Source organism: Streptomyces sp. NBC_01296, from assembly GCF_035984415.1.
Classification (GTDB): domain Bacteria; phylum Actinomycetota; class Actinomycetes; order Streptomycetales; family Streptomycetaceae; genus Streptomyces.
In genome coordinates, this window is sequence record NZ_CP130720.1 from 4,980,637 (window position 1) to 5,005,015 (window position 24,379).

Consider the following 24,379-nt stretch of genomic DNA (forward strand, 5'->3'; position numbering starts at 1 on the left):
CGTGGGGTGGCGGCTGCCGTGCCGCGCTCGGGGCGTGCACGACCGCGCGCCGCCACCCGCTGGACCGCGCCGCCTTCACCGGGGCGGCGTGACCAGCTCCATCTCGTACGCCTTGATCACCAGTTGCACCCGGTCCCGGGCGTCGAGCTTCGTCAGCAGCCGCGCCACGTGCGATTTCGTCGTCGCCACCGTGATGAAGAGGTCCTGTGCGATCTCGCTGTTCGACCGGCCCCGCCCCACCAGGGTCAGCACCTCCTGCTCCCGGCTCGTGATCGCCGGGGCGCGCTCCGGGGTGGGCGCCGGGCCCGCGACGAAGTCGGCTATCAGGCGGCGCGTCACGCCCGGCGCGATGAGGGCGTCGCCGGCCGCGACCACGCGCACCGCCGTGAGGATGTCGTCCAGCGCCATGTCCTTCACGGCGAAACCGCTCGCTCCGGCGCGCAGTGCCCCGTACACGTGGTCGTCCTCGTCGAAGGTGGTCAGGATCAGCACGCGGGCGGCGCCGGGGCCGGCCGTGAGCCGGCGGGTGGCCTCGATGCCGTCCATCTCCGGCATCCGGATGTCCATCACCACGACGTCGGGGGCGAGCTCGGCGGTCAGCCGGACCGCCTCGGCGCCGTTCGCGGCCTCGCCCACGACCTCGAGGTCAGGGGTGTCGGCCATCAGGACGCGCAGTCCCGAGCGCACCAGGGGCTGGTCGTCGGCGAGCAGTACGCGGACGCTGCCGCTGCCGCTGCTCATCGCTTCTCCTCCCGATCCCGTACCACGGGCTGTTCCGGCCGTTCCGGCTGTTCCGGCTGCTCCACGGGCAGGACCGCAGCCACCCGGAAGCCCCCCTCGGCCCGCGGCCCGGCCTCGAACCGGCCGTTCAGCAGGGCGGTGCGCTCCCGCATGCCCGTGATGCCGAATCCGGCGCCCGCCGCGCCGTCTTGCATGATGCCCCGCCCGTCGTCGGTGATCTCCAGGGCCAGTTCCCGGTGCCCGTACGCGATGCCCACCCGGCAGCCGTCGGCGTGCGCGTGCCGGACCACGTTGGTCAGCGCCTCCTGCACGATGCGGAACGCGGCCAGCTCGATGTCGGCCGGCAGCGGCCGCCGCTCCCCGGCCCACACCACGTCCACGCGTACGCCCGTATCGCTCGCGGTGGTTGCGGCCAGCCGCTCGATGCCGTCCAGGCCCGGTGTGGGCGCCACCGACGCCGGATCGCTGCGGCGCAGGGCGACCAGCGTGCGGCGCAGGGCGGCGAGGGTCTCGCGGCTGGTGGCCTCGATGGCCCGGAGGGCCTCGCGGGCCTGCGTGGGCTGCGTCTCGATGACCCGGCTGCCGACCCCGGCCTGGATGGCGATCACGCCGATGCTGTGGGCGACCATGTCGTGCAACTCGCGGGCGATGCGCAGCCGCTCGTCCGTGAGGGCCTGCTCGGTGGCCCGGGCCTGCGCCTGCGCGGCGGCCTCGCGGGCGCGCCGTACGGAGTCCCCCATCAGCCAGGCGAGGACGACGATCGGCAGCTGGCTCTGGGTGAGGATGCGCGCGGGGCCGGTCACGGGCAGGGCGAACTGGGCGGTGAGCAGCAGCAGGACGGTGATGCCCACGGCCGACAGGGTCACCCGGCGCGACCGGGTGGCCGCGACCATGCCGAGCGCCACCGCGGCGGGCAGCACCATGGCGAGGGTGAGCGCGGGCGCGCGGCCGAGGAAGAGCATGAGGTAGGTGCCGAGGAGCATCAGGGCGAGGGTGCTGAGCGGTGCCCGCCGCACCAGGAGGGCGCCGGTCGCCACGCCGATGACCGCGAGGAGCGGCCCCACTGCGAAGATCCGGTCCCCGACGCCGAGGGGTACGCGGAACGCGAGGTTCGACAGCGCGAGGGTGCCCAGCCCGGCGCCTGCCCAGAGGGCCGCGGTCTGCCACCGGACGGCGGGCCGGCCCCTGTCCGTCTGCCCTGATGAGGTGTTCATGCCGCGACCCTAACGACCGTGCGCGGCACCGGCATCGGCCTGCGGGATGCATCCCGCAGGAGGGTGTGGGGCCCGGTGGTAACGAGGCATTCCGCTTCGAGGACAATTGGGGACGCACCGATGTTACTCAGCAGTAGGAGCAAGCGCGTTGAATCAGGACAGGCGTCGCCAGGCCGAGGAATTCCTGCAGCCCGACGAGCAGTTGATCGCCGTATGTGCCTGCGAACCGGGTCCGGGCGTGCCGAGCCCTCCGGAGGACCTGCTCGCGCCGCCGGAGCCGGCGGCGCTCGGCCGGCGGATCGAGGAGAAGCTCCCGCGCTCCCTCCAGCAGCTCTTCAAGGCCCGTGCGCACGATCCACGCCGGGATCCGGCCGACCGGATCCCCGGCCCGGCGGACGGCACGGGCATGGAGGGCGGCTGGCAGAGCGCGGCCGGCCGGTTCCTGATCGGTCGCGCCAACGCGCACGGCTCGGCGACGGACGTCCTCGTGGTGACGGACCGGCGCTGGTTCGCCCTGACGGACGTCTCGCCGCTGTGGCAGTCGACGCCCGAGATGAGGCAGTACTGGGAGGTCCCGCGATCGGCGATCACCGTCGTCCGCGCGAACGCGACGGGCCTGCTCCAGAAGGGCCGTATGAACATCGAGTTCGCCGACCTCTCCTGGGTCGCCGTGGCCGCCCTGACCCCCGCCGAGGCCCCCGCCTTCGCGGCGGCCGCAGCCCGCTACCGCTGACGGGGCGGCCGCAGGCTCCGGTCGGCCGTGAGTGCCTCGGCGTACCAGCGGCGGTGCACGAAGGGTTCGACGTACAGGACGGCGAGCCCCGCGACCGCGCCGACCAGCAGGGAGGCGGGCCCGCCGCCCGCGAACGCGCCGAGGCAGGCGATGCCCACGACGACCGGCCGCAGGAGGGTCAGCGGGCCCAGGCCGACCACCACGGCGAGCGTGCTCGCCCGGAACGGCAGGACGAAGTAGGCCGCGAGCGAGAGCAGGACCGCGGCGGCGTAGAGCGCGAGCGGCGCGAGGTAGCCGATCGCGCCGTCGGCCAGGACGGCGTACGCGCGGGCCCGGTCGTCGGCGGCCAGCAGCACGCAGCCGGCGGTGAGCGCGGGCGCGAGCAGCGCGGCGGCGCCGACGGCCAGGCCCCGCAGCGCCGCCCGGGTGACGGCGCGGTGCTTGCGGATCCGGGCATCGCGCCCGGCGTAGGCCCGGAAGCCGCTGAAGGCCGCGTCGACCAGGCCGAGTGCGCCCAGCGCCAGCGCCGGGACGGCCGGGTTCACCGCGGCGTCCCGGCGAGTTGCTCGGGACCCACCAGACGCCGGGAGGCGCGGCCCATGGCCTGGCGCAGCGGCGCCTCCAGGTGGGGGCGGACGCCGAGGACGGGGCGCAGGGTGGTGCAGAAGGGGTTCGCCAGGCCGCGGGGCTCGTACAGCAGGGGCCGGATGCCCGGGGCGGCCGCGGCGCTCAGCAGCGTCTCGTCGGTGTGGGCGCGCAGGGCGGAGGCGACTCCGTCGTGGCGGCCGAGGGGGTGGCGCATCCGGGCCCGGTGGAAGACGCGGGCGCCGAGGGGGGCCAGCCGGGTGGCGGCGATGTCGAAATGGCAGAAGGCGAGGGCCGGCGAGGCGGCCTGGGCGCGGAAGAACTCCGCGAGGGCGGGGCCGCGGAAGTGGTGCAGGACGCCGGTGGAGACGTAGACGGTGGCGGCTTCCGGCAGGTCGAAGGCGTTGCCGTGGACGAATCGGCAGTCGAGCCGTTCCGCTCGGGCCAGCCGGTCGGCCTCGCCGACCAGCGCCGCGTCGAGGTCGACGCCGACGAGTTCGACGCCCGGACCGAGGGCGCGGGTGGCCGCCAGCCAGCGGACGAGGTAGCCGAGGCCGGATCCGATGTCGACCAGGCGCAGCGGCTCCGCGGGCCCGCCCTGCCCGGCGGTCGCGCGCAGGGCGGCGAAGAGCGGGCGCAGTACGTGGACGAGGCGCTCGCCGATGCGCAGCTCCTCGCTGAGCCGCTGCAGCTCGGTGTGCACGCCGATCATCAGGCGGTCCACGGCGTGCGGGTCGAGCACGCCGTCGCGGTCGGCCGGCAGCGCGGCGACGATGCGGGCCGCGCGCGGATCGCCCGCCTCGCGCAGCCGGCGGACCACCTCGGCCCGGCGGACCGGCAGACGCGCTCCGTTCGCCGGGTCCGTGACGGTGATCAGGTCGGATATCTCGAGGTGGGGCACGGTCGCACACCTTAACCGCACCCGTCGGGCGGGCCGGGCTCAGAGGACGGCCACCGGGGCGACCGGGGTGCCGACGCCTCCGACGAAGGGCTCCGGCATGGCCGCGAGGAGGAAGCTGTAACGGTTTTCTTCTGCACAGGCTGTGGACAACTTTTCGAGGTTCCAGTTCTGGCCCTGGTGCATGCCCATCTCGACCAGGTCCAGCGCATGGACCGGCAGCCACAGGTCGTCGATCTCCGGCGGGAAGATCTCGAAGGTCAGGGTGTCATTGGCGACGGCAGCCACGTCCCGTGCGTGGAACCACTGCGGCGTACGGACGGACAGCCCGGGCGACGGGAAACCGTAGCCGTGCTTGTCGCCCGCCAGGTAGACCTGGATCTGGCCGGTGCGGACCAGGACGATGTCGCCCGCCCGGACCGTGAGCCCGCCGAACTCCTCGGCCTCCGCCAGGTCCTCGGGGGTCACCGCGTGGCCCCCGGGCAGCCGGTCCAAGCCCTTCGCGCGGGCCACGTCCAGCAGGACGCCCCGCGAGACGATGTGCCCGGCCTTGTCGATGCCGCTGAACTCGGCCCGCCCGTGCGCCGTCACGGTGCCGGCCGGGCGGCCGTTGTAGATCTTCCCGGAGTGCGAGACGTGCGTGAGCGCGTCCCAGTGGGTGCCGGCCTGGAGCCCCATGGTCACGGCGTCGTCGCTGCACGCCACCGTGCCCGGCCCGAACAGCTCCTGGTTGATCTGCACCATCGTGTGCAGCGGGTTGATCCGGCCGGGGATCAGGCCGGCCTGGACCCCGTCCTCCTTGAGCGGGAGCGCGAGCGGGATCCGGCGGCCCGAGCGGACCTCGGCCGCGGCCGACCGGACCACCTCGTCGGTGATCAGGTTCAGGGTGCCGATCTCGTCGTCGGCGCCCCAGCGGCCCCAGTTGTTGACGCGCTTGGCGATGTCGTGGAACTCGGGGGGCATGCCCATGGATCTCATCAGCTCCCTGTGGATGCGAGACGAACTGGGGCTTGTGCTCTCGTGTCTGACTGCCCATAGAATCTAACGGTCCGTCAGAAAACGCGGGAAGGGGTCGGGCGTGGGGAACTTCTTGGCAGGCAAGGTCGTGGCCGTCACCGGCGCGGGCCGGGGCATCGGGCGGGCCGTGGCACTCGCCGCGGCCGCCGAGGGCGCCAAGGTCGTCGTCAACGACTACGGAGTCGGCATCGAGGGCGGCGAGCCGACGAGCGAGATCGCCGACGGCGTGGTGAAGGAGATCCAGGCCGCCGGCGGAGAGGCCGTCGCCGTCGCCGACGACATCTCCACCATGGCGGGCGGCCAGCGCATCGTCGACACGGCCCTCGCCCGGTACGGCCGCATCGACGGCGTCGTGTGCGTCGCCGGCATCCTGCGCGAGCGGATGCTGTTCAACATGTCCGAGGAGGAGTGGGACCCGGTCGTCGCCACCCACCTCAAGGGCACCTTCACCGTCTTCCGCGCCGCCTCCGCCGTCATGCGCCGCCAGGGCTCCGGCACCCTCATCGGCTTCACCAGCGGCAACCACCAGGGCTCCGTCGCCCAGGCCAACTACAGCGCCGCCAAGGGCGGGATCATCTCCCTCGTCCGCTCCGCCGCGCTCGGGCTGGCCAAGTACGGGGTCACCGCCAACGCCGTCGCACCCGTCGCCCGCACCCGCATGTCGGCCAACGTCCCCATGGAGCTCAAGGAGATCGGCGAGCCCGAGGACGTCGCGGCGCTCGTCACCTACCTGCTCTCCGACAAGGCCGTCGCCGTCGGCGGCGAGAGGATCACCGGGCAGGTCTACACGATCGCCGGCCCGAAGATCGCCGTCTGGGCGCAGCCGCGCGAGCTGCGTGCCGGCTACGCCGAGGGCTCCTGGACCCCCGAGAAGATCGCCGACTTCCTGCCCGGGACGGTGGGCACCGACCCGATGCCGATGCTCGCGCAGCTGGAGGCCATGGCCAAGGCGGCGGCCGCCAAGGACCGCCCCAACGCGTAGGGGAGCCCCGACGACATGGACTTCAGCTTCGGGGCCGAGGACGAGGAACTGCGCACCCGCGCCCGGGCCTGGCTCACCGAGCACCTCGTGGGCCCGTACGCGGACGCACGCGGCCTCGGCGGGCCCGGCAGCGAGCACGAGGGGGTCGGCGCCCGGCGCGCGTGGGAGCGCGAGCTGGGCCGCGGCGGCTGGATCGGCCAGGGCTGGGAGGCCGAGGGGTACGGCAACCGGCGGCTCTCCCTGACCGGCCAGGTCGTCTGGGCCGAGGAGTACGCGGCGCTGCGCGCCCCCGGCCGGGTCGGCCACATCGGCGAGAACCTCCTCGCGCCGACCCTGATCGCGTACGGGTCCCCGGAGCAGCAAGGCCGCTTCCTGCCCGGCATCGCACGCGGCGAGGAGCTGTGGTGCCAGGGGTACAGCGAGCCGGGCGCCGGATCCGACCTCGCGGGGATCCGGACGACGGCGGTACGGGAACCCCGCCCCGGAACCGGCGGCCCCCTCCGCGTCACCGGGCAGAAGATCTGGACCTCGCTGGCCCGGGACGCGGACTGGTGCTTCGTGCTGGCCCGCACCGAGACCGGCTCCCGGCGCCACCACGGGCTGTCCTTCCTGCTCGTACGGATGGACCAGCCGGGGCGGGTCGACGTCCGGCCGATCCGCCAGATGTCAGGGACCTCGGAGTTCAACGAGGTGTTCTTCGACGGGGCGGTGGCGGCGGAGGTCGTCGGCGGCGAGGGCAACGGCTGGACCGTGGCCATGGGACTGCTCGCCCTTGAGCGCGGGGTCTCGACGCTCGTCCAGCAGATCGGGTTCGCGGCGGAGCTGGAGCGCGTGCTCGCGGCCCACGTGGCCGCGGGCGCGGCCCCGGGCGCGGCCGATGGGGATCCCGTACTGCGCGAGCGCCTCGTACGGCAGTGGGCCGAGCTGCGCACGATGCGCTGGAACGCCCTGCGGACGCTGGGCACCACCGCGGATGCGGGCGCGCCGAGCGTGGCCAAGCTGCTGTGGGGCGGCTGGCACCGGCGGCTCGGCGAGCTGGCGGTGGCGGTCCGCGGAGCCGCGGCCTCCGCCGGGCCGGCGCCGTGGGCGCCCGGCCTCCCGTACGAACGCGGACTCGACGAGGAGCAGCGCCTGTTCCTGTTCACCCGTGCCGACACCATCTACGGCGGCTCGGACGAGATCCAGCGGAACATCATCGCCGAGCGCGTGCTCGGCCTGCCTAAGGAGCCCAGTTGAGAGGCGTCGTGTTCGACGGCAAGCAGGCCCAGGTGGTCGAGGACCTCGAGATCCGCGACCCGGGTCCGGGGGAGGTGCTGGTCGCGATCGCGGCGGCCGGGCTGTGCCACAGCGACCTGTCGGTGATCGACGGGACGATCCCGTTTCCGCCGCCGGTGGTGCTCGGGCACGAGGGCGCGGGAGTGGTGGAGGCCGTCGGGTCCGGAGTGACGCACGTGGCGCCGGGCGATCACGTCTCCCTGTCGACCCTGGCGAACTGCGGGGCCTGCGCGGACTGCGACCGGGGACGGCCGACCATGTGCCGCAAGGCGATCGGGATGCCGGGGCAGCCGTTCTCGCGGGGCGGGAAGCCGCTGTTCCAGTTCGCGTCCAATTCGGCCTTCGCCGAGCGGACGATCGTCAAGGCCGTCCAGGCGGTGAAGATACCGGCCGACATCCCGCTGACCTCGGCGGCGCTCATCGGCTGCGGTGTCCTGACCGGCGTGGGGGCCGTACTGAACCGGGCCCGGGTGGACCACGGCGAATCGGTGGTCGTCATCGGCACGGGCGGCATCGGGCTCAACGTGCTGCAAGGGGCCCGGATCGCGGGCGCGTCCACCGTCGTGGCGGTGGACGCGAACCCGGCGAAGGAGGCGGTGGCCCGGCAGTTCGGGGCCACGCACTTCATCGACGCCTCGGCCGTGGCGGACTCCTCGGCGGCGGTCCGCGAGATCCTCCCGACGGGCGCCGACCACGCCTTCGAGTGCGTGGGCAACGTCAAGCTGATCCGCCAGGCCGTCGACCTCCTGGACCGGCACGGACAGGCGGTCCTGCTCGGGGTGCCGGGCTTCAAGGAGGAGGCCTCGTTCCAGGTCTCGTCCATGTACCTGGACAAGACCATCATGGGCTGCCGGTACGGCTCCTCCCGCCCGCAGCGGGACATCGCCCTGTACGCCGAGCTCTACCGGCAGGGGAAGCTGCTGCTCGACGAACTCGTCACCGAGACCTACCCGATCGAGGACTTCGCGAAGGCCGTGGACGACGCGCAGCACGGGCGGGTGGCACGGGGAGTCCTGACGTTCTGAGCCGGTCACGGCAGAGGCCGGGTACCCGCCGTGGGCGGGTACCCGGCCTCTGCCGTGTGACGGCGGATTCAGTCGGCGGGATCGGCCAGGCGGCCGAAGCGGCCCTTGTGGAAGAGGAGCGGGCCGTCCTCCCCGGCGGCGCCCATGGCCTCGACCCGGCCGACCACGATCAGGTGGTCCCCGCCGGTGTGAACGGCGTGGATCCGGCAGTCGATCCAGGCGGGCACGGCCTCGAGCTGCGGTGACCCGGTCACCGGGGCGGGGGTGTGGGCGATCCCGGCGAACTTGTCGGCGCCGCTGACGGCGAACGCCCGGCACAGCCCGCCCTGCTCGGCGCCCAGGATGTTGACGCAGAACACCCCGGCGCGGGCGATCCGCGGCCAGGTGGTCGACGTACGGGCCACCATGAACGTGACCAGGGGCGGGTCCAGGGACAGCGACGCGAAGGACTGGCAGGCGAACCCGGCCGGACCCTCCTCGCCGTCGGCGGGCGGGGCGGTGATGACGGTGACACCGCTGGCGAAGTTCCCGAGCACGGCCCGGAACTCGGCGGGGCTGACGGGCGCGCGCTCGTCGTCGCCGACGGCCCGCAGCTCGGGGCGCGGCAGCGCATCGACGTGGCCGGGGGCCGGCTCCTGCTCCGACGGGGCGGAGGTGGGGGAGCCGACTGACCTGAGGTATCGGACGACGGTGGCCGCCATCCCTGCGTGTCCCATCACGTTCACGATTGAAGCTGACGGCCCGTCAGATGGGAAGGGGCGCGGGCGGGTGACTCGGAAATGGGGAGGGTGTATCGTCGCGATTGATTGAACATGTTCAATTGCTGTGGGGGTGGGGCATGGGGATGCCGGAGGTGCACACGGGACCGGCCGCGCAGGCCGGGAGCCGGTCACGTCTGTCGACCGGGTCGGAGCTGGCCTTCGTCGGGCAGTCCATCGTGGCGGGAGGGGTCTTCCTCGCCACCTCCGGCATGCGCGACGACCACGGCCTCGGCACCGACCCCGGCGTCTTCGCCGCGATTCCCGTGATGTTCCTCGTGGTGCTCCTGGCCGGGTACCTGCACCGGGTGCTGTTCACCCTGCCGGTGATGGCGCTGACGCGAGCGCTGGGAAGCCCGTGGTGGGCGCCGCTCTGGGCCGCGGCCGTCGCCGCGGCCTACACGGGGTGGGCCGCCTCCGCCTGGGACCTGCCGTACGGCTGGACGGCGCTCTGGATCGCGGGCCCCGGGGCGCTCCCGGTCGTTGCGGCCTCGTACGCGCACCACCGGTCGCTGGGCTGGAGCGGGATGGCGGCCCGGGTCGGCGCCGCCACCGGGATCGCCCTGCTCGTCTGCGCGTTCGGCGCGTTCCTCCAGGAACGGACCGGGCTCGGCGCGTACGAGCCGCCCCGGCTGTCGCGGGAGCAGTACGCCGGGGACTGGATCGGCGGCGGGGGCGCGTACCACCTGCGGCTGGGCGAGAACGGCGAGGCGGTGGCCGGGAACATGCCGCTGGTCGCGCCGAAGGAGCTGTGGGACACGTGCTCGGGGACCGGGACGTGGAAGTTCGAGCCGGAACACGAGTCCGGTGGCCTCTTCCACCGCGGCCCGCGGGACCGCGTCACGCTCTCGATCGAGGGCTGCGGCCCGATGCGCGACTGGGAGGTGGCCGGCACGGCCGAACGGCCCGAGCTGTTCTCCGTACTGGGCGATACGCAGGACCTCCACCCCCGGCACGCCGTCACCGTGCACCGCGTGTAGCCGCGGGGCGGGCCGGGGCGTTCGCCCGTACGGGTGAATCCACTGCCCCGCCGGGAGCCGTACGGCGGACAGCCCCGCGGGAGGTCGGCATCGTGGCCCCCGGCCCGATCCACCCGCCTTCCAGGAGGACCCGCATGCTCGGCACCGACTTCCGTATCGGATCGCCCGTCTGGCTCGACCTCGGCAGCCCCGACACCGACGGCGCCGCCGCCTTCTACGGAGCGGTCTTCGGCTGGCAGTTCACCTCCGCCGGGCCCGAGGCCGGCGGGTACGGGTTCTTCCAGGTGGACGGCAAGACCGTCGCCGCGCTCGGGCCGCTCACCGAGGACGGGGCGAAGACCGCCTGGATGGTGCACTTCATGAGCCCGGACGTCCAGGCCACCGTCGAGGCCGTCCAGTCCGGCGGCGGGAAGATCCGCATGGAACCCATGGACGTCATGGGCGAGGGCTGGCTCGCGCAGGCCACCGACCCGCAGGGCGCCGAGTTCGCCCTCTGGCAGCCCGGGAAGACCGCCGGGTTCGGGCTGGCCTCCGCCGAGAACACCCTGGTCTGGGCGGAGCTGCACGTACCCGACCCGGCCGCGGCCGTCTCCTTCTACAACGGCGTCTTCGGCTGGCGCAGCCAGGACATGGAGACCCCCGGGATGACCTACCGCGTGCTGAGCCTCAAGGACGGCGACCAGCAGCAGACCTCGTTCGGCGGGATCGCGCCCATGGGTGACGGTGCGGGCGGCGGCGGCGTCGAGAAGCCGCGCTGGGTTCCGTACTTCAACGTCGCGGACGTCGACGCCACCGTCTCCGCGGCGAGCGGGAAGGGCGGGTCGGTGCTCATGCCCGCGGCGGACGTGCCCGACGTCGGCCGGATCGCGTGGGTGGCGGACCCGTACGGCGCGGTGTTCGCCCTGCTGAAGCCCAACCCCGGGATGTGAGCGACACCCCCTAGCGCCCGAGGTACTTGGGGGAGCGGCGCTCCACGAAGCTCGCCACGCCCTCGTTCGCGTCGGCGGTGGTCATGTTGATCTCCTGAGCGGTGGCCTCAGCGGCCAGTGCGGCCGCCCGGCCACCGTCCAGGGAGGCGTTGACCAGCTGCTTCGTCAGTGCGAGGGCGCGGGTCGGGCCCTGCGCGAGACGCTCCGCCCACTCCCGGGCGGCGGCCTCCAACTCCTCGGCCGGAACGACCCGGTTGACCAGGCCGAGCCGCTCGGCCTCGGCCGCCGGGACGGCGTCGCCGAAGAACATCAGCTCCTTGGCCTTCTGCGGGCCGACCAGGCGCGGGAGCAGGTACGCGCCGCCGCCGTCGGGGACCAGGCCGCGGCGGACGAACACCTCGATGAAGCGGGCCGATTCGGCGGCGATGACGAGGTCGCAGGCAAGGGCGAGGTGGGCGCCGATGCCGGCGGCCGTGCCGTTGACGGCGGCGAGGACCGGCTTCTCGCAGTCGAGCACGGCGGTGATCAGGCGCTGCGCGCCGAGCCGGATCATGCGGGCCACGTCGCCCGCGACCCTTTCGCCCGGTGCGGCGGGGGCGCCGCGCAGGTCGGCGCCCGCACAGAAGCCCTTGCCGGTGGCGGTGACGACGACGGCGCGCACGGCGGGGTCGGCCGATGCCTTGGCGAGGAGGGCGATGACGCGTTCCCGCTGGTCCCAGGTGACGGCGTTCATGGCCTCCGGCCGGTTGAGGGTGATCCACGAGACACCGCTCTCGATGCGGTGGAGGACTTCGTCGGCGGGGGCGCTGGTCATCGGTTGAACTCCCGTTCGGGGTGAGGGTCGTCGATGCGGATTCGCGGGTCGCGGGTGCAGGTCGCCGCTGCGCGGAGCCTCCTCCCCGCGCAGCGGCGGCCCGGTCAGGTCCGGGGCGGGCCCGGGGCGCGCGGCGTCAGCGGCAGATGGCCAGGGCGTCCAGGGCCACCGCCCCCTGCCCGCGCGGGAGCACCATCAGCGGGTTGATGTCCAGTTCCGAGAGGACGTCGCCCAGCTCCAGCGCCATCCGCTGCACCCGCAGGACGACCTCCACCAGCGCGTCGACATCCGCCGGCGGCGCCCCCCGGACCCCCTCCAGCAGCGCGTGCCCGCGCAGTTCCGTCAGCATCGCCCGCGCCTGGTCCTCGCCGAACGGGGGGACCCGTACCGCCGCGTCGTGGAGGACCTCCACCAGGACTCCGCCCAGCCCCACCGTCACCGTCGGGCCGAAGAGGTCGTCCTGCGTGACGCCGACGACCATCTCCACGCCCCGCTCCACCATCTGGCAGACCAGGATGCCGTCGAGCGGGACGTCCTCGTAGCGGGCGATGTCCGTCAGCTCCCGGTACGCGTCGCGGATCTGGCTCGCCGAGGTCAGGCCGATCTTCACCAGCCCGAGTTCCGTCTTGTGGGCGAGCTGCGGGCCCGACGCCTTCATCACCACCGGATAGCCGACCAGCCCCGCGGCCCGTACCGCAGCCGCCGCACTGGTCACGAGCTGCTCGCGGGGGACCCGTATCCCGTACGCCCGCAGCAGCTGCTTCGCCGCGTGCTCGCTGAGCTGCTGGCCCGGGCGCATGAGCGCCTGCGCCTTGCGGTACGAGGGGGACGGGCTCCGCGGCGCGTCCTCGAAGGGGGAGCGGTAGGCGGCCGTGAACCGGTGGTGGCCGAGGTAGGCGCGGACGGCGGTGATGCAGTTGCCGAACGTGCGGAAGGTGGCCACGCGGGAGGAGCCGAGCAGGGTGGTGCGGTAGGCCTCCTCGGTGCCGACCGGGGAACCCCAGATCACGCAGATGAGCTTGTCCGAGGCCTCCGCCGCGTCCACCAGGTCCTGCGCGAGCCTGTCGCTCATCGGCGGGAAGGGCCCGGTGATCGGACAGATCAGCACGCCCACCGCCGGATCGGCGAGGATCGCGTCGATGATCTTCCGGCCGCGCCAGTCGCCGACCGGGTGGCCGCCGTTGTCGACGGGGTTGGCGACGTTCAGGTACTCCGGGATCCACTGGTGGAGCTCGTCCTGCCTGGCCTGGGAGAGGGTGGGCAGGCTGAGTCCCGCCTCGGTCGCGAGGTCGGAGAAGTGGGCGCCCGTGCCACCCGAGATGGAGTACACGACGACCCCGTCGGCCAGCGGTTTACGGGCCCGGGCGAGCAGGGCGGCGGTGTCCTGGAGTTCGTCCAGCCCGTCGACGCGGATGACCCCGAACTGCCGCATCGCGGCGTCCACGACGGTGTCGGCGCCGGTCAGCTTCCCGGTGTGGGAGGCGGCCATCCGGGCGCCGGTCTCGGTGCGGCCGACCTTGACGGCGACGACGGGGACGCCGTTGCGGGCGGCCCGGTCGGCGGCCAGCAGGAAGGACCGGCCGTCCTTGAGGCCCTCGACGTAGCAGGCGATGGCGCCGACCTCGGGCTGCTCGGCGAAGTAGGAGATGAAGTCGGAGGTCTCGAGGTCGGCCTCGTTGCCCGTGGGAGCCCAGTGGGAGAGCCGGATGCCCAGCTCCTGGAGGGTGTAGACGGGCCGGCCCTGGTGGCCGGACTGGGTGATCAGGGCGATGGCCGGGCCGTCGAGGTCGTCGCGGAACTTCTCGAAGGCGTTGAGGTTGGTGTTGGGGCCGAGGAGGCGCAGGCCCGACCGCCGGACCGCGGCGGCGAGCCGGGCCTGGGCGGCGGCGCCGGCGTCTCCGGTCTCGGCGAAGCCGGAGGCGAAGGCGACGGCGAACTTCACCTTGGCCTCGGCCAGTTCCTCGATCACCGGCAGCGGATCGCCGACGAGGAGGACGGCGAGGTCCACCTGCTCGGGCAGGTCGGCCACGGACGCGTGGCAGGCCAGCCCGAAGACCGAGGGGCGGGTGGGGTGCACGGGGTGGATCCGGGCGCCGACGCGCTCCGCCCAGGCGATGAGCTGGCGGGTGATGCCGGTGTTCGGTCTGCCCTCGGCGTCGGAGGCGCCGATGACGGCCACGGACTCGGGCCGGAAGAACCGGTCCAGGTCGGGGACATCGGCGTGCAGGGGCCGTCCGCTGACGTCCACCGCGACCGTGTCCGCGGCGGACGGCGCCGCCGTGGAGTGGACGGCCGTCCTGGGGGACTCGCCGCAGGCCTCGACACGTGCGCGGAAGTCGGTGGTGAGGGTGCCGTGAGTAGATCCAAGCATCGTTCCGCCCGCTCCTGCTCGATGAACCTCAATAACTGACGCGTAGTCAGATTACTGAACTGACGTGCCGTCAGGAACAGTGCTGCGTAGGAAAGCTGGTGGAGGTGATGCGTGGAACGGTCCCAGATCCCGGCGGGACGGGTCCAGGACCGGATTCGGCCTGTTCTTCGGGAGACCGGAAAAGGGCGGATCCGGCCGCCCGCACCCCCGCTACGCGAGCGGGTCGACCGGGCGCAGGCCCGTGTCCGGGAGGGGCTCGGCCGGCGGCAGGCCGGTCCGGGGGCCGAGCCGGCGGGCCAGGGCCTTGGCGATCCTCTCGGCGTCCAGGGCCATCTCGCGGAACATCCCGCTGATGGGGTTGGTGAAACCGGTGAAGTAGAGGCCGGGGGCCTGTGCGGGGGTGCGGGTGCCGTGCGTACGGGGGCGCCCGCGCCCGTCGAGTACGTCCAGATGCCCGACCAGGCCCTCCAGGCCGCGGCGGTATCCGGTGGCCGCGACCACCACGTCCGGGGTGATCCGCGAACCGTCCGCGAGCACCACCTCGGCGCCCTCGAAGGAGGCCACGGCGGCGACCGGTTCGACCCTGCCCGTGCGCACGGCATCGATCAGGCCGACGTCCTGGACCGGGATCGCGCCCTCCCTGACCCTGCTGTACAGGCCGGCGCCGGGGCGGGGGAGCCCGTACGCCGTCAGGTCGGGGACGGACGCCTTGGCGACGAGCGCGCCGAGCCGGTCCACGAGCCGTACGGGCAGCCGGCGCACCAGGATCCCGGTGCGCTGCGCCGGCCAGCCCGCGGTGGAGCGGCGCACGATGTGCGGCGCGGTGCGCACGGCGAGCCGCACCCGCGCGGCCCCGCCCTCGGCCAGGTCGACGGCTATCTCGGCGCCGGTGTTCCCGGCGCCGACGACGAGCACGTCCCGGCCCTCGAAGGGCGAGGCGTTGCGGTAGTCGCGGGCGTGCAGCAGCTGCCCGGCGTACGCGTCGAGGCCCGGCCAGTCGGGCAGTGCGGGCGTGTGGTTGAACCCGGTGGCGACGACGACGGCCCGGGCGTCGAGCACCCGCCCGCCGGTGGCGTGCAGGAGCCAGCCGTCCCCGCCGGGGGCCGGGTCGATCCGGGTCACCTCGACGCCGGTGACGAGCTCCAGCTCGTGGAACTCGGCGTACTTCTCGAGGTACCGCACCACGTCGTCACGCGAGACCCACCGGCCGAAGCGGCGCGGCATGGCCAGCCCGGGGAGGGCGGAGAGCCGGCGCGTGGTGTGCAGGTGGAGGCGGTCGTAGTGGCTGCGCCAGGAGGTGCCGACCTCGTCGGACTTCTCGACGACCACCGCGCGGACCCCGCGGGCGCGCAGCGCGGCGGCTGCGGCGAGGCCGCCGGGGCCGGCGCCGACCACGTACACGGGGCGGGGCTGGGTGGTCAAGTCAGGGGATGTGGGGACTCCGGGCATGAGGAGTGAGCGTATCGACACACAGCGTTGATGGGTCTCGGACAAGGAGGGAATCGATTGCGGATCGATCACGGACCGCCTCCGGGCCCGGGCGGGACCCTTGCGGGATCGCCCCGGATCCGCTGAACTGACGTACCGTCAGATCAAGGGAGGAGGGCCCGATGCAGACCGTCTGGCTCAGTGGGGCCGAATGGCTCGCCGTGCTCCGGATAGGCCTCGGCCTGTGGTGGCTGGAGAGCTGGCGGCACAAGGACAAGAAGGGCTGGTTCGAACGCGGCACCGGCATCGCCTGGGCCGCCGACGTCGCCGGCAAGCACCGCTGGCCGTTCGTGAAGGGCGGCTTCGAGAAGATCGTCCGGCCGCGCCCGCGCCTGATGGCGTACATCGTCGTCTACGCGGAACTCGCCCTGGGCCTCGGCCTGGTCCTCGGCTTCCTCACGCCGATCGCCCTCGTCGGCGGCCTGCTCCTGAACCTGCTCTACCTGATCCTGATGATCCACGACTGGGCCGAGCAGGGCCAGAACGCGATGATGGCCCTCATCTCGCTCGTCGCCCTCTTCGCGATGGCCTGGCAGACCTGGTCCCTCGACGCGGCGACGGGACTGTTCCTGTGACCACCCGCTACGACCTCCCCGAGACCGACGACTTCACCCGCCCCTACTGGGACGCGGCCGCCGAGGGCCGGCTCCTGCTGCGCCGCTGCACGGACTGCGGGCGGGCCCACCACTACCCGCGGGAGTTCTGCCCGTTCTGCTGGGCCGGCGAGGACCGGGTGACCTGGGAGCCGGCGGGCGGCCGCGCCACCCTCTACACCTGGTCCGTGATCCACCGCAACGACCTCCCGCCGTTCGGCACGCGCGTCCCGTACACGGCGGCCGTGGTCGACCTGGCCGAAGGCCCGCGGATGATGACCGAGGTGGTGGACTGCGCCCCGGCGGACCTGCGCATCGGGATGCCGCTCCGGGTGACGTTCCGCGAGGCGGCGGAGGGCGTCAGCGTCGCGGTCTTCCGGCCGGACCTCGGGTAGGGCGCCGTTCCCGATCAGGCGGGGCGGGAGAGCTGTTCACGCACCCAGGCGGGATCGGGGTTGGTGTGCGGCCGGCCCGCCACGACGACGGTCGGCACGGTCTCGTTGCCGTCGTTGGCCGCCCTCACCGCCGCCGCGCCCGCCGGGTCGCGCCAGATGTCGACCCAGTGCGCCCGGCGGGCGCCGCGGCCCAGCCGGATGCGCAGCCGCAGACAGTAGCCGCAGCCCGGGCGCCAGTAGACGACCGGTCGGCCGTCGGCCGCGCTGCGGCGCCGCGCCTCCGGCGCACTGATCGACTTCGGGAAGACCAGGGGCGAGTTCACGCTCGCGAGCAGCACGAACGTCACCAGGAGTGCCGCCGCTGCGGCGGGGGCCCCGCTGGACAACTGCCCGGCCGCAATGAGCGAGCCGCAGAGCACCAGCAGCACCGGCTGGATCCAAATGCGTGTCATGCGGCGAAAGGCTATCGAGGGATCGGCGGGACACTCCCTACGGCCAGAGCAGCTCGCGGATCCAGCCGCTGCCGTCGCCGGTGCGGCGGTAGCGCAGCCGGACGTGCCGGCGGGAGGCGTCGCCCTGGAAGAACTCGACTTCGGCCGGGTCGAGGACGTACCGGGTCCAGGTCGGGGCCGGGGCGTCCGGCTCGGTGCCCGCCCGCTCCCAGGCGGCCTCGGAGGCGCGCCGCAGCTCCTCCACGCTGCCGAGCACCTCGCTCTGGCGCCCCGTCAGCGCCGCCGCCAGCGCACCCCGCGAACGGACCGCCAGGTCCGCCCGGCTCTCCTGCGGTCCGCAGGCGGTGACCCGGCCGCGGATCCGGACCTGCCGGGCCACGGCCGGCCAGTAGAACCCGAGCGCCGCGTCCGGGTGCCCGGCCAGCTGGCGGCCCTTGGCGCTGGTGGCGTGCGAGGCGAAGTGCCAGCCGTGCCCGTCGGCTCCGTGCAGCATCAGGATCCGCACGTCGGGCCGCCCGTCGCCGTCCACCGTGGCCAGGCTCATCGTGTGCGGCTCCGGCTGCCCGGCCCGGGCGGCATGCAGGAACCACTGCCGGAACAGCGCCACCGGCTCGGGCGGCGCGGCCTCGACGTCGAAGCCGGGCAGCGGGCCGTCCCACACCCGCAGCGAGTGCAGGGTGGCGTGGAACGCCTCGATCTCGTCCATCTCGTCGCTCGTGATCTCGCGGGTCATACCGCCCATCGAACACCATGGGGCAGCTTCGGCGTTCGCCGGAATCCCGTCCCCCGCCGTCCCTATGATGTGCAGCCTTCAACGACTCGAGGTGGGGGCCCCTCATGCACATCAACGGCGGCAGAGCGAGCGGTACGAGCGCGATACGCGGCAGACGGCGCGGCGGTGCGCTCCGGCGCACGGTGGTGGCCGTCCTGGTGGCCTGCACGGCGGTGGCCTGCGGCCCCGCAGGGGGCGGCGGCCCCGCGGTATCGCCGCCGCCGAGCCTGTCGGCCTCCCCGACCCCGTCCCCCTCCGCAACGCCGACACCGACGCCGTCCGCCACCCCCACGGCCACGCCGACGCCGTCCGCCCCGACCGCCGAGCCGTCCGTACGGACACCCGATGCGAAGCCGGCCCCCACCCGTACGCTCTCCTCCGGCTCCACCGGGGGCAGCGGCAGCGCGCCGAAGCCGCCCGCCACGAAGGCGCCGACGGAGGAACCGGCCGAGCCCGCGAGCGGCACGTGCGAGATCGTTTCGAACGCCGGGAACTGCTACAAAGCGGGCCAGTTCTGCCGCAAAGCCGACCTGGGCAGGTCCACCCACGCCGAGAACGGCCGCCTGATCCACTGCCGTCTGGACGGCGCCCAGCCCCGCTGGCAGTACTGACCGGCGGGTGCCGCGCGCCCGCGACCGGCCCGCCGGCCCGAGGCCGGCTCGCGGGCGACAAAGCTCTGAACTCCCTCAACTCTCTTGTTACCCGCTGGTTCAGGTCGCCATGATCAAGCCAGTTCCCGCGCCGCCTCTACCCCCTGACCAGGGGTGATGCAAACGGCGGTGCAGGGGGCGATCCAGTGTGGACAACGAGGGGAAGAACCACCATGAACATTTCGCGCAAGCTGCAGACCGGCGCCGTCGCCCTGGCGGCCACCATCGCCGTGCCGGTGTTCGGTCTGATGACGGCCTCGCCCGCGGCGGCCGGCAGCTGCGACCTCGGGGGTGGCGCCGGTGACCGCTGCACGTCGTACTTCGAGCCGACGGCGCAGAACTGCGAGGGCCTCTTCGGGTACCTGCGCTCGCACGGCGGGAACCTGGGCAACATGAACAACACGTTCCAGAACGAGTGGCGTCAGTGCGCCTCCAAGTACATCGGCTTCGGCCGGGGCTGAGAATCCACGGGCCTGTCCCGCACCGCACCCCCGGGGCGCGGTGCGGGACAGGCCCGTTTTCGTATCCCCGGGGTCCCTGACCGCGGCGTCCCTACCCCCGTCCCAGGAGCACCGTCCCCGACGAGCAGAACCAGCCGCCCGTGCCCGATGCCAGGGCCACCTCCGGGAGGCGGCCGTCCCGTTTGGTGACCTGGCGGGTCGGGCCTGCCTCGCCCCGGAGTTGGCGGACCGCTTCGACCAGCAGGAACAGGCCGCGCATACCCGGGTGGCAGGCCGAGAGGCCGCCGCCGTCGGTGTTGACCGGCAGTTCCCCGTCCCGTAGGAGGCGGCCCTTCTCCACGAAGGCCCCGCCCTCGCCCTTCGCACAGAAGCCGAGGTCCTCCAGGGTGACCAGGGTCATGTACGTGAAGGCGTCGTAGATCTCCGCGAGGTCCACGTCCGCGGGGGTGAGGCCCGCCCGCTCGAACGCCAGGCGGCCCGAGACCGCCGCCGGGGAGACGGTGAAGTCCTCCCACTCCGACATCGTGGTGTGGGAGACGGACGTGCCCGTGCCCAGGATCCACACCGGGGACTTGGCGGTGTCCGGTACGTAGTCCTCCGCGGCCAGCAGCACCGCGCAGCCGCCGTCCGAGCGGATGCAGCAGTGCAGCTTCGTGAAGGGGTCCGCGATCATCTCGCCGGACAGGACGTCGTCCACCGTGATCGGGTCGCGGAACATCGCGTCCGGGTTGGTCGCCGCGTTCGCCCGGGCCTGGACGGCCACCGAGGCGAGCTGCTCGAGCGTTGTCCCGTACTCGTGCATGTGGCGCCGCGCCGCCATCGCGTACTTGGAGACCAGCGTGTGCCCGTACGGGACCTCGAACTGCAGCGGCCCCCGCGCCCCGAACGAGAGGTTCGAGGTGCGCCGCCGGGCCTTGATGTCGGCCCGCGCCGTCGAGCCGTAGACCAGCAGCACGGCGTTGGCGTGGCCGGCCGCTATCGCGTCCGCCGCGTGCGCCGCCATGACCTCCCAGGTCGATCCGCCCACCGAGGTGGAGTCGACCCAGGTGGGGCGCAGTCCCAGGTACTCGGCCACCTCGACCGGCGCGAGGATGCCGAGGCCCGCCGAGGCGAAGCCGTCGACGACGGAGCGGTCCAGGCCGGAGTCGGCCAGCGCCCGCCGGGCGGCCTGTGCGTGCAGGGCGTACGGGGTGGGGCCGTCCACCCGGCCGCAGTCCGAGAGGGCGACGCCGACGACGGCGACCCGGCGGCGTCCGTTGCGAGGTTCAGGCGTGGGTCCAGGCATGCATCAGACCGTACATCTGACGTACCGTCAGTTTCTAGTCCACGCAAACCGGTCCGCCCGGCACCCGAGCCCCCCGCCCCCTGTGCATCTGTCGCCGCCCGGCCTAACATGACGGCCCGTCAGATACGGGGAGGAGCCCGACGATGGATGCCGCCTTCACCGCGGAGCAGGACGAGATGCGCCGTACCCTGCGCGAGATCCTGGGCAAACGCTGCGGCCCGGACGAGGTCAAAGCCGCCGTCCGCACCGCCGCCGGACACGACCGCGAGCTGTGGGGGCAGCTCTCCGCGCAGCTCGGTCTGCCGGGCATGGCCGTCGCCGAGGAGTACGGGGGCGTCGGCTGCACCCCCGCCGACCTGGCGCTGGCCTGCGAGGAGACCGGGCGGGTGCTGCTGCCCTCGCCGCTGCTGGCCACCGCCGTGCTCGCCGTACCGCTGATCACCGCCCTCGGCACCGCGGCCCAGCACTGCGCACTGCTGCCGGCGCTCGCCGCCGGCGGGCTCACCGCGGCCCTCGCCGTCCCCGGCCCGGCGCTGTCCACCGCGCTGGCGCTGACCGGCGAGAACACCCCCGGGGAGTGGGCCGGCGGGGGCCGGGCCGGCGGCGTCCAGGCCAAGGCCGGCGAGGACGGCGGCTGGCGGCTGTACGGGGAGGTCGCGCAGGTGCTCGACGGGCACAGCGCCTCCCTGCTGCTGGTCGCCGCGCACACCGGCGGGTTCGCCCGGAGCCGGACCCTGCTGTTCCTCGTACGGGAGGACGCCCCCGGGCTCGTCCGGTCGCGGCAGGCCACCCTGGACGAGACCCGGCCGCAGGCCCGCATCCAACTCCGCGACACCCCCGCCGAGTTGCTCGGGGCGGATACCGGAGACAGCGCCGACGGCGGCGTCCTCGCCGCACTCGCCGCCACCGGGCGCACCGCCGCCGCCGTCCTCGCCGCCGAGGCCGTCGGAGCGGCCGGGCAGGCGCTGGCCCGCACGGTGGAGTACGTACGCCAGCGCGAGCAGTTCGGCCGGCCCGTCGGCTCGTTCCAGGCGGTCAAACACCGCCTCGCCGACCTCTACGTCCACGTACAGGCGGCCCGTTCGGCGGCCTACTACGCCGCCTGGGACCCGCAGCAGGGCGGCCTCGCCCTCGCCCAGGCCCTCGAAGCCCTGCGGGTCACGGCCGGCGAGGCGATCCAGCTGCACGGCGGCATCGGCTTCACCTGGGAGCACGACGCACACCTGTACTTCAAGCGGGCGGCGGCCGACGAGCTGCTGTTCGGCCCGGTCCACCGGCTGCGGGCGCACGCCGCCCACCGCGCGGGCCTGTTCACCACCCCACAAGAGAAGGTGGCCGTCTGATGGCCATGGCAGCCGGCGTCAAACTGATGCAGAAGGTCTCCTCGACCATGCTGTTCGCCAAGATCGCACCGCACTTCATCCCCGCCATGGACAAGGCGGTGCACAAGCTGACCCGCGGCAAGGTCATGCTCAGCGCGCAGATGCTGCCCGGCGTGATCCTGACCGCCAAGGGCGCCAGGACGGGCGAACCGCGCACCACGCCGCTCGCCTGCATGCCGGAGGACGGAGGCGTCAGCTGGCTCCTCATCGGCTCCAACTTCGGCCGCCCCGGGCACCCGGCGTGGACCGGGAACCTGCTCAAGCACCCTGACGCGGATGTGAGTTGGAAGGGCCGGGACATCGCCGTACGGGCCCGGCTGCTGGAGGGCGAGGAGCGCGCGGCGGCGTGGCAGGCCGTGCTGAGGTTCTGGCCGCCGTACGCGACGTACCAGGCGCGCATCGAGCGCGAGATCCGGCTGTTCCGCCTGGAGCGTCGCTGATCGGGGCGGACGGCCGGCAGTCGAGGGAGAGAACGGAGAGAACGGGGAGAACGGGGAGGTAGGGGAGGAGAAGGGGCGGGGGAGAACGTGCGGGGAGGGCGGCGGACCCCGGTGAGGGTCCGCCGTTACTTGGTCGGCTTCTTGCCCGTGATGCCCAGGTGGACGAGCAGTGCCAGGTTCGGCTTGAGCTCGGCCTGCTTGACGCCCCAGGTCTGGAAGCCCTTCTGGTGCGAGGCCACCGCGGCCAGCATCGCGACCAGCGAACCCGCCATGGCCGCCGGGCTGATGTCCTTGTCGACCTTGCCCTTGGCCTGGAGCTCCTTCATCGACTCCGTGAGGGAGTTGGTGACGGAGTTGAGGATCTTCATGCGGATCTTGTAGAAGCGCTTGTCGCCCTCGGCCGCGCCGAGGTCGACGACCCGCAGGATCGCGTCGTTGCGCCGCCAGAAGTCCAGGAATCCCTCGACGAGCTCCTCGGCGGCCTGCCAGCCGGCCTTGCCGACCCAGTTGCGGCCCTCGACGAGCGCCGTCAACTGCGCGCCCTCCGTGGCCATTTGCTCGGCGATCTCCAGGACGGCGCCCTCGACGTCCGGGAAGTACTGGTAGAAGGTCGCGGGGGAGGTGCCGGCCTTGCGGGCGACGTCGATCACCTTGACGTCGCGGTACGGCGAGGAGCTGAGCATCTCGCTGAGGCAGTCGAGCAGCTTCTGCCGCGTCGCCTGACCGCGCCGGCCGGCAACGCGGCCGTCGACGGTGCGTACTTGTCCTGTCATGCCGTCAGCTTACCGAGGGGTGATCTGCGCGCGATTCGGCCGCCTGCAAATGGGGTTACGCGACACCTGGCCTGGGCGAAGTCCGGACCCCGGGCCCTCCCGGGTGGTCGTTTCCGGCCGGGATCCTGCCGGGATCCGCCCGGAATCCGGGCAGGCGAGGCCCTGAGGAGGTGCTGGTTCCGGGTATGTCCCGGGCGGATCGGGGGTGGATCCCGGGCGGATCCGGTGCGAAATCCGAGCGGACGCCCGCCCGGGTGACCCGACCGCTTCCTCTCGGTATCCCCCGATTAGTCTTGTCAACAGGCTGTGGACAAGTTTTCGGGCAGATCATGGCTGAGGGGCACGGGGCAAAGGGCACAACGGAAGGAAACGGGCCATGGCCGCATTCGCGGAGGGCACACCCTGCTGGGTGGACGCCTCGCTTCCGGACGTCGAGGCCGGCAAGCGCTTCTACGGTGAGCTCTTCGGGTGGACCTTCGGCGCCGGCGCCGGCCCCGAGTACGGCGGCTACACCCAGGCCTACAGCCGCGGCCGCAACGTCGCCGCCCTCGCCCCCAAGCCCGACGGCCGCATGCCCACCGTCTGGGGGATCTACCTCTACACCGTCGACGCCTACGCGTGCGCCGCCCGCATCCGCGCCTCCGGCGGCCAGATGGTCATGGACCCCCAGCCGGTGGGCCCGTACGGCGGCGCCGCGCTGGCCGCCGACCCCGGCGGGGCCGTCTTCGGCCTGTGGCAGCCCGGCACCCACCACGGCTTCGAGGCCCAGCAGGAGCCGTACACGTACTGCTGGGGCGAGCTCTACACGCGGGCCCGCGACGCGGTCGACGTGTTCTACGCCAACGTCTTCGGCTACGTCCCCGAGGACCAGGACGACGCGGGCACGGGCGTCGAGTACCGCCTGTGGTCCCCGCCCGGCAGCCGGCCCGGCGCGGAGACCGCCGTGATGGGGCGCAGCCTGATCACCGACGCGTTCCCGGAGATCATGCCGGCGCACTTCCTCGTGTACTTCGCCGTCCCGGACTGCGACGAGTCCGTCGCGACCGTGAAGCGGCTCGGCGGCCGCGTCACCGCCGACCCCTTCGACACGCCGTACGGACGGATCGCGGTCGTCGCCGACAACCAGGGCGCGGTGTTCGCGCTGCTCTCGGAGCCCCGTACCGGGCCGACGCAGTAGCGGCCGCCGGGCGGGGGCGGCGGGCCTGCCCGGCGCCGTACGTCGTCCGCCCGTACGTCTGCGGTCCGTCGTCCGTCCGCCGTACCTCCGGCCGCCCCGCCAGGACTGTGACGACACGGCCCCGGCGCGGGCCTGACAGAATCGGGGTTGCGCGACCCCGGGCGGCGCCCGGGGTGAGACGCTGCACGG

At 73.4% G+C, this 24,379-nt stretch carries 26 protein-coding genes; 13 read left to right on the forward strand and 13 right to left on the reverse strand.

The window, feature by feature from the left end; genetic code table 11:
- Positions 1-75 precede the first annotated feature (75 nt).
- Positions 76-741, reverse strand: coding sequence for a response regulator (locus OG299_RS22660; RefSeq protein WP_327362426.1), 666 nt, complete (start codon positions 739-741; stop codon positions 76-78).
- Positions 738-1,955 carry a sensor histidine kinase gene (locus OG299_RS22665; protein WP_327362427.1) on the reverse strand — a complete coding sequence of 406 codons (1,218 nt, stop codon included), beginning with the start codon at positions 1,953-1,955 and terminating at the stop codon, positions 738-740. The genes OG299_RS22660 and OG299_RS22665 overlap by 4 nt, the downstream gene beginning before the upstream one ends.
- Positions 1,956-2,103: 148 nt before the next feature.
- On the opposite strand from OG299_RS22665, the gene OG299_RS22670 reads away from it, so the two are divergent.
- Positions 2,104-2,688: a hypothetical protein gene (locus OG299_RS22670; RefSeq protein ID WP_327362428.1), complete on the forward strand. Its 585-nt coding sequence runs from the start codon at positions 2,104-2,106 to the stop codon at positions 2,686-2,688.
- Here OG299_RS22670 and OG299_RS22675 read toward each other — a convergent pair.
- Genes OG299_RS22675 through OG299_RS22685 form a run of 3 tightly spaced genes read right to left on the reverse strand, consistent with a single transcriptional unit; the run spans position 2,679 to position 5,140 of the window.
- Positions 2,679-3,233 (reverse strand): hypothetical protein, encoded by a 555-nt coding sequence (locus OG299_RS22675; RefSeq protein ID WP_266628275.1) that lies wholly within the window; start codon positions 3,231-3,233, stop codon positions 2,679-2,681. The genes OG299_RS22670 and OG299_RS22675 overlap by 10 nt on opposite strands.
- Positions 3,230-4,174 (reverse strand): class I SAM-dependent methyltransferase, encoded by a 945-nt coding sequence (locus OG299_RS22680; RefSeq protein WP_266628277.1) that lies wholly within the window; start codon positions 4,172-4,174, stop codon positions 3,230-3,232. Before OG299_RS22680 ends, OG299_RS22675 begins: the two co-directional genes overlap by 4 nt.
- Positions 4,175-4,213: 39 nt before the next feature.
- Positions 4,214-5,140, reverse strand: a complete 927-nt coding sequence (locus tag OG299_RS22685) for a cyclase family protein (protein ID WP_266628279.1) — start codon at positions 5,138-5,140, stop codon at positions 4,214-4,216.
- A 109-nt stretch (positions 5,141-5,249) separates the two neighbouring features.
- On the opposite strand from OG299_RS22685, the gene OG299_RS22690 reads away from it, so the two are divergent.
- The 3 genes from OG299_RS22690 to OG299_RS22700 are packed head-to-tail and all read left to right on the forward strand — an operon-like array spanning position 5,250 to position 8,470.
- Complete coding sequence (locus tag OG299_RS22690) at positions 5,250-6,170, forward strand: SDR family NAD(P)-dependent oxidoreductase (protein WP_327362429.1); 921 nt, start codon at positions 5,250-5,252, stop codon at positions 6,168-6,170.
- A gap of 15 nt (positions 6,171-6,185) precedes the next feature.
- On the forward strand, positions 6,186-7,406 hold the full coding sequence (locus OG299_RS22695) for an acyl-CoA dehydrogenase family protein (RefSeq protein ID WP_327362430.1): 1,221 nt from the start codon (positions 6,186-6,188) through the stop codon (positions 7,404-7,406).
- Positions 7,403-8,470, forward strand: coding sequence for a Zn-dependent alcohol dehydrogenase (locus tag OG299_RS22700; protein WP_266628284.1), 1,068 nt, complete (start codon positions 7,403-7,405; stop codon positions 8,468-8,470). Before OG299_RS22695 ends, OG299_RS22700 begins: the two co-directional genes overlap by 4 nt.
- Before the next feature lie 68 nt (positions 8,471-8,538).
- On the opposite strand, the gene OG299_RS22705 is transcribed toward OG299_RS22700, so the two are convergent.
- Positions 8,539-9,171, reverse strand: a complete 633-nt coding sequence (locus tag OG299_RS22705) for a flavin reductase family protein (RefSeq protein ID WP_327364577.1) — start codon at positions 9,169-9,171, stop codon at positions 8,539-8,541.
- A 137-nt stretch (positions 9,172-9,308) separates the two neighbouring features.
- Between OG299_RS22705 and OG299_RS22710 the strand changes: the two genes are divergently transcribed.
- Both OG299_RS22710 and OG299_RS22715 read left to right on the forward strand, forming a co-directional pair.
- Positions 9,309-10,208, forward strand: a complete 900-nt coding sequence (locus OG299_RS22710) for a hypothetical protein (protein WP_266628286.1) — start codon at positions 9,309-9,311, stop codon at positions 10,206-10,208.
- 134 nt (positions 10,209-10,342) lie between these two features.
- The gene (locus tag OG299_RS22715) at positions 10,343-11,137 is read left to right on the forward strand and encodes a VOC family protein (protein WP_327362431.1); all 795 of its coding nucleotides are present in this window, start codon (positions 10,343-10,345) and stop codon (positions 11,135-11,137) included.
- Positions 11,138-11,147: 10 nt separating this feature from the next.
- Here the strand turns inward: OG299_RS22715 and OG299_RS22720 are convergent, their stop codons facing one another.
- The 3 genes from OG299_RS22720 to OG299_RS22730 form a co-directional block, all read right to left on the reverse strand.
- Positions 11,148-11,951 carry an enoyl-CoA hydratase/isomerase family protein gene (locus tag OG299_RS22720; protein WP_266628290.1) on the reverse strand — a complete coding sequence of 268 codons (804 nt, stop codon included), beginning with the start codon at positions 11,949-11,951 and terminating at the stop codon, positions 11,148-11,150.
- 136 nt (positions 11,952-12,087) lie between these two features.
- On the reverse strand, positions 12,088-14,322 hold the full coding sequence (locus OG299_RS22725) for an acetate--CoA ligase family protein (RefSeq protein WP_266628292.1): 2,235 nt from the start codon (positions 14,320-14,322) through the stop codon (positions 12,088-12,090).
- 210 nt (positions 14,323-14,532) lie between these two features.
- Positions 14,533-15,771 carry a flavin-containing monooxygenase gene (locus tag OG299_RS22730; RefSeq protein ID WP_327362432.1) on the reverse strand — a complete coding sequence of 413 codons (1,239 nt, stop codon included), beginning with the start codon at positions 15,769-15,771 and terminating at the stop codon, positions 14,533-14,535.
- A gap of 161 nt (positions 15,772-15,932) precedes the next feature.
- Between OG299_RS22730 and OG299_RS22735 the strand changes: the two genes are divergently transcribed.
- A complete protein-coding gene (locus tag OG299_RS22735; protein WP_266628296.1) occupies positions 15,933-16,385 on the forward strand; it encodes a DoxX family membrane protein in 453 nt (150 codons plus the stop codon).
- Positions 16,382-16,798, forward strand: a complete 417-nt coding sequence (locus tag OG299_RS22740; RefSeq protein WP_327362433.1) for a Zn-ribbon domain-containing OB-fold protein — start codon at positions 16,382-16,384, stop codon at positions 16,796-16,798. Before OG299_RS22735 ends, OG299_RS22740 begins: the two co-directional genes overlap by 4 nt.
- Before the next feature lie 14 nt (positions 16,799-16,812).
- On the opposite strand, the gene OG299_RS22745 is transcribed toward OG299_RS22740, so the two are convergent.
- Together OG299_RS22745 and OG299_RS22750 are read right to left on the reverse strand one after the other, a co-directional pair.
- The gene (locus OG299_RS22745) at positions 16,813-17,250 is read right to left on the reverse strand and encodes a glutaredoxin domain-containing protein (RefSeq protein ID WP_327362434.1); all 438 of its coding nucleotides are present in this window, start codon (positions 17,248-17,250) and stop codon (positions 16,813-16,815) included.
- Positions 17,251-17,287: 37 nt separating this feature from the next.
- Positions 17,288-17,983, reverse strand: a complete 696-nt coding sequence (locus OG299_RS22750) for a pyridoxine/pyridoxamine 5'-phosphate oxidase (RefSeq protein WP_327362435.1) — start codon at positions 17,981-17,983, stop codon at positions 17,288-17,290.
- A 104-nt stretch (positions 17,984-18,087) separates the two neighbouring features.
- Here OG299_RS22750 and OG299_RS22755 point away from each other — a divergent pair, with 104 nt between their 5' ends.
- Both OG299_RS22755 and OG299_RS22760 read left to right on the forward strand, forming a co-directional pair.
- On the forward strand, positions 18,088-18,633 hold the full coding sequence (locus OG299_RS22755; RefSeq protein ID WP_327362436.1) for a hypothetical protein: 546 nt from the start codon (positions 18,088-18,090) through the stop codon (positions 18,631-18,633).
- Positions 18,634-18,845: 212 nt separating this feature from the next.
- The gene (locus OG299_RS22760; protein ID WP_327362437.1) at positions 18,846-19,133 is read left to right on the forward strand and encodes a hypothetical protein; all 288 of its coding nucleotides are present in this window, start codon (positions 18,846-18,848) and stop codon (positions 19,131-19,133) included.
- Positions 19,134-19,224: 91 nt separating this feature from the next.
- Here OG299_RS22760 and OG299_RS22765 read toward each other — a convergent pair whose 3' ends face one another.
- Entirely contained in the window at positions 19,225-20,418 is a 1,194-nt protein-coding gene (locus OG299_RS22765; RefSeq protein WP_266628308.1) for a thiolase C-terminal domain-containing protein, read from the reverse strand.
- Between the two features lie 143 nt (positions 20,419-20,561).
- Between OG299_RS22765 and OG299_RS22770 the strand changes: the two genes are divergently transcribed.
- Both OG299_RS22770 and OG299_RS22775 read left to right on the forward strand, forming a co-directional pair.
- Positions 20,562-21,761 carry an acyl-CoA dehydrogenase family protein gene (locus OG299_RS22770; RefSeq protein WP_327362438.1) on the forward strand — a complete coding sequence of 400 codons (1,200 nt, stop codon included), beginning with the start codon at positions 20,562-20,564 and terminating at the stop codon, positions 21,759-21,761.
- 5 nt (positions 21,762-21,766) lie between these two features.
- Positions 21,767-22,240 carry a nitroreductase family deazaflavin-dependent oxidoreductase gene (locus tag OG299_RS22775; RefSeq protein ID WP_266633458.1) on the forward strand — a complete coding sequence of 158 codons (474 nt, stop codon included), beginning with the start codon at positions 21,767-21,769 and terminating at the stop codon, positions 22,238-22,240.
- A 125-nt stretch (positions 22,241-22,365) separates the two neighbouring features.
- Here the strand turns inward: OG299_RS22775 and OG299_RS22780 are convergent, their stop codons facing one another.
- Positions 22,366-23,013, reverse strand: coding sequence for a TetR family transcriptional regulator (locus OG299_RS22780; protein WP_266628310.1), 648 nt, complete (start codon positions 23,011-23,013; stop codon positions 22,366-22,368).
- A gap of 376 nt (positions 23,014-23,389) precedes the next feature.
- Here OG299_RS22780 and OG299_RS22785 point away from each other — a divergent pair, with 376 nt between their 5' ends.
- Complete coding sequence (locus OG299_RS22785) at positions 23,390-24,190, forward strand: VOC family protein (RefSeq protein WP_266628311.1); 801 nt, start codon at positions 23,390-23,392, stop codon at positions 24,188-24,190.
- Positions 24,191-24,379: the final 189 nt, after the last annotated feature.

Bases quoted from the DNA above. Each gene is read 5' to 3' on its own strand.
- OG299_RS22705 (WP_327364577.1), bottom strand. From the start codon at position 9,171: ATGGCGGCCACCGTCGTCCGATACCTCAGGTCAGTCGGCTCCCCCACC.
- OG299_RS22765 (WP_266628308.1), bottom strand. From the start codon at position 20,418: ATGCCTGGACCCACGCCTGAACCTCGCAACGGACGCCGCCGGGTCGCC.
- OG299_RS22745 (WP_327362434.1), bottom strand. From the start codon at position 17,250: ATGACACGCATTTGGATCCAGCCGGTGCTGCTGGTGCTCTGCGGCTCG.
- OG299_RS22685 (WP_266628279.1), bottom strand. From the start codon at position 5,140: ATGGGCATGCCCCCCGAGTTCCACGACATCGCCAAGCGCGTCAACAAC.
- OG299_RS22710 (WP_266628286.1), top strand. From the start codon at position 9,309: ATGGGGATGCCGGAGGTGCACACGGGACCGGCCGCGCAGGCCGGGAGC.
- OG299_RS22770 (WP_327362438.1), top strand. From the start codon at position 20,562: ATGGATGCCGCCTTCACCGCGGAGCAGGACGAGATGCGCCGTACCCTG.
- OG299_RS22780 (WP_266628310.1), bottom strand. From the start codon at position 23,013: ATGACAGGACAAGTACGCACCGTCGACGGCCGCGTTGCCGGCCGGCGC.
- OG299_RS22715 (WP_327362431.1), top strand. From the start codon at position 10,343: ATGCTCGGCACCGACTTCCGTATCGGATCGCCCGTCTGGCTCGACCTC.
- OG299_RS22725 (WP_266628292.1), bottom strand. From the start codon at position 14,322: ATGCTTGGATCTACTCACGGCACCCTCACCACCGACTTCCGCGCACGT.
- OG299_RS22720 (WP_266628290.1), bottom strand. From the start codon at position 11,951: ATGACCAGCGCCCCCGCCGACGAAGTCCTCCACCGCATCGAGAGCGGT.
- OG299_RS22750 (WP_327362435.1), bottom strand. From the start codon at position 17,983: ATGACCCGCGAGATCACGAGCGACGAGATGGACGAGATCGAGGCGTTC.
- OG299_RS22665 (WP_327362427.1), bottom strand. From the start codon at position 1,955: ATGAACACCTCATCAGGGCAGACGGACAGGGGCCGGCCCGCCGTCCGG.
- OG299_RS22735 (WP_266628296.1), top strand. From the start codon at position 15,933: ATGCAGACCGTCTGGCTCAGTGGGGCCGAATGGCTCGCCGTGCTCCGG.
- OG299_RS22695 (WP_327362430.1), top strand. From the start codon at position 6,186: ATGGACTTCAGCTTCGGGGCCGAGGACGAGGAACTGCGCACCCGCGCC.
- OG299_RS22775 (WP_266633458.1), top strand. From the start codon at position 21,767: ATGGCAGCCGGCGTCAAACTGATGCAGAAGGTCTCCTCGACCATGCTG.
- OG299_RS22660 (WP_327362426.1), bottom strand. From the start codon at position 741: ATGAGCAGCGGCAGCGGCAGCGTCCGCGTACTGCTCGCCGACGACCAG.
- OG299_RS22785 (WP_266628311.1), top strand. From the start codon at position 23,390: ATGGCCGCATTCGCGGAGGGCACACCCTGCTGGGTGGACGCCTCGCTT.
- OG299_RS22755 (WP_327362436.1), top strand. From the start codon at position 18,088: ATGCACATCAACGGCGGCAGAGCGAGCGGTACGAGCGCGATACGCGGC.
- OG299_RS22760 (WP_327362437.1), top strand. From the start codon at position 18,846: ATGAACATTTCGCGCAAGCTGCAGACCGGCGCCGTCGCCCTGGCGGCC.
- OG299_RS22730 (WP_327362432.1), bottom strand. From the start codon at position 15,771: ATGCCCGGAGTCCCCACATCCCCTGACTTGACCACCCAGCCCCGCCCC.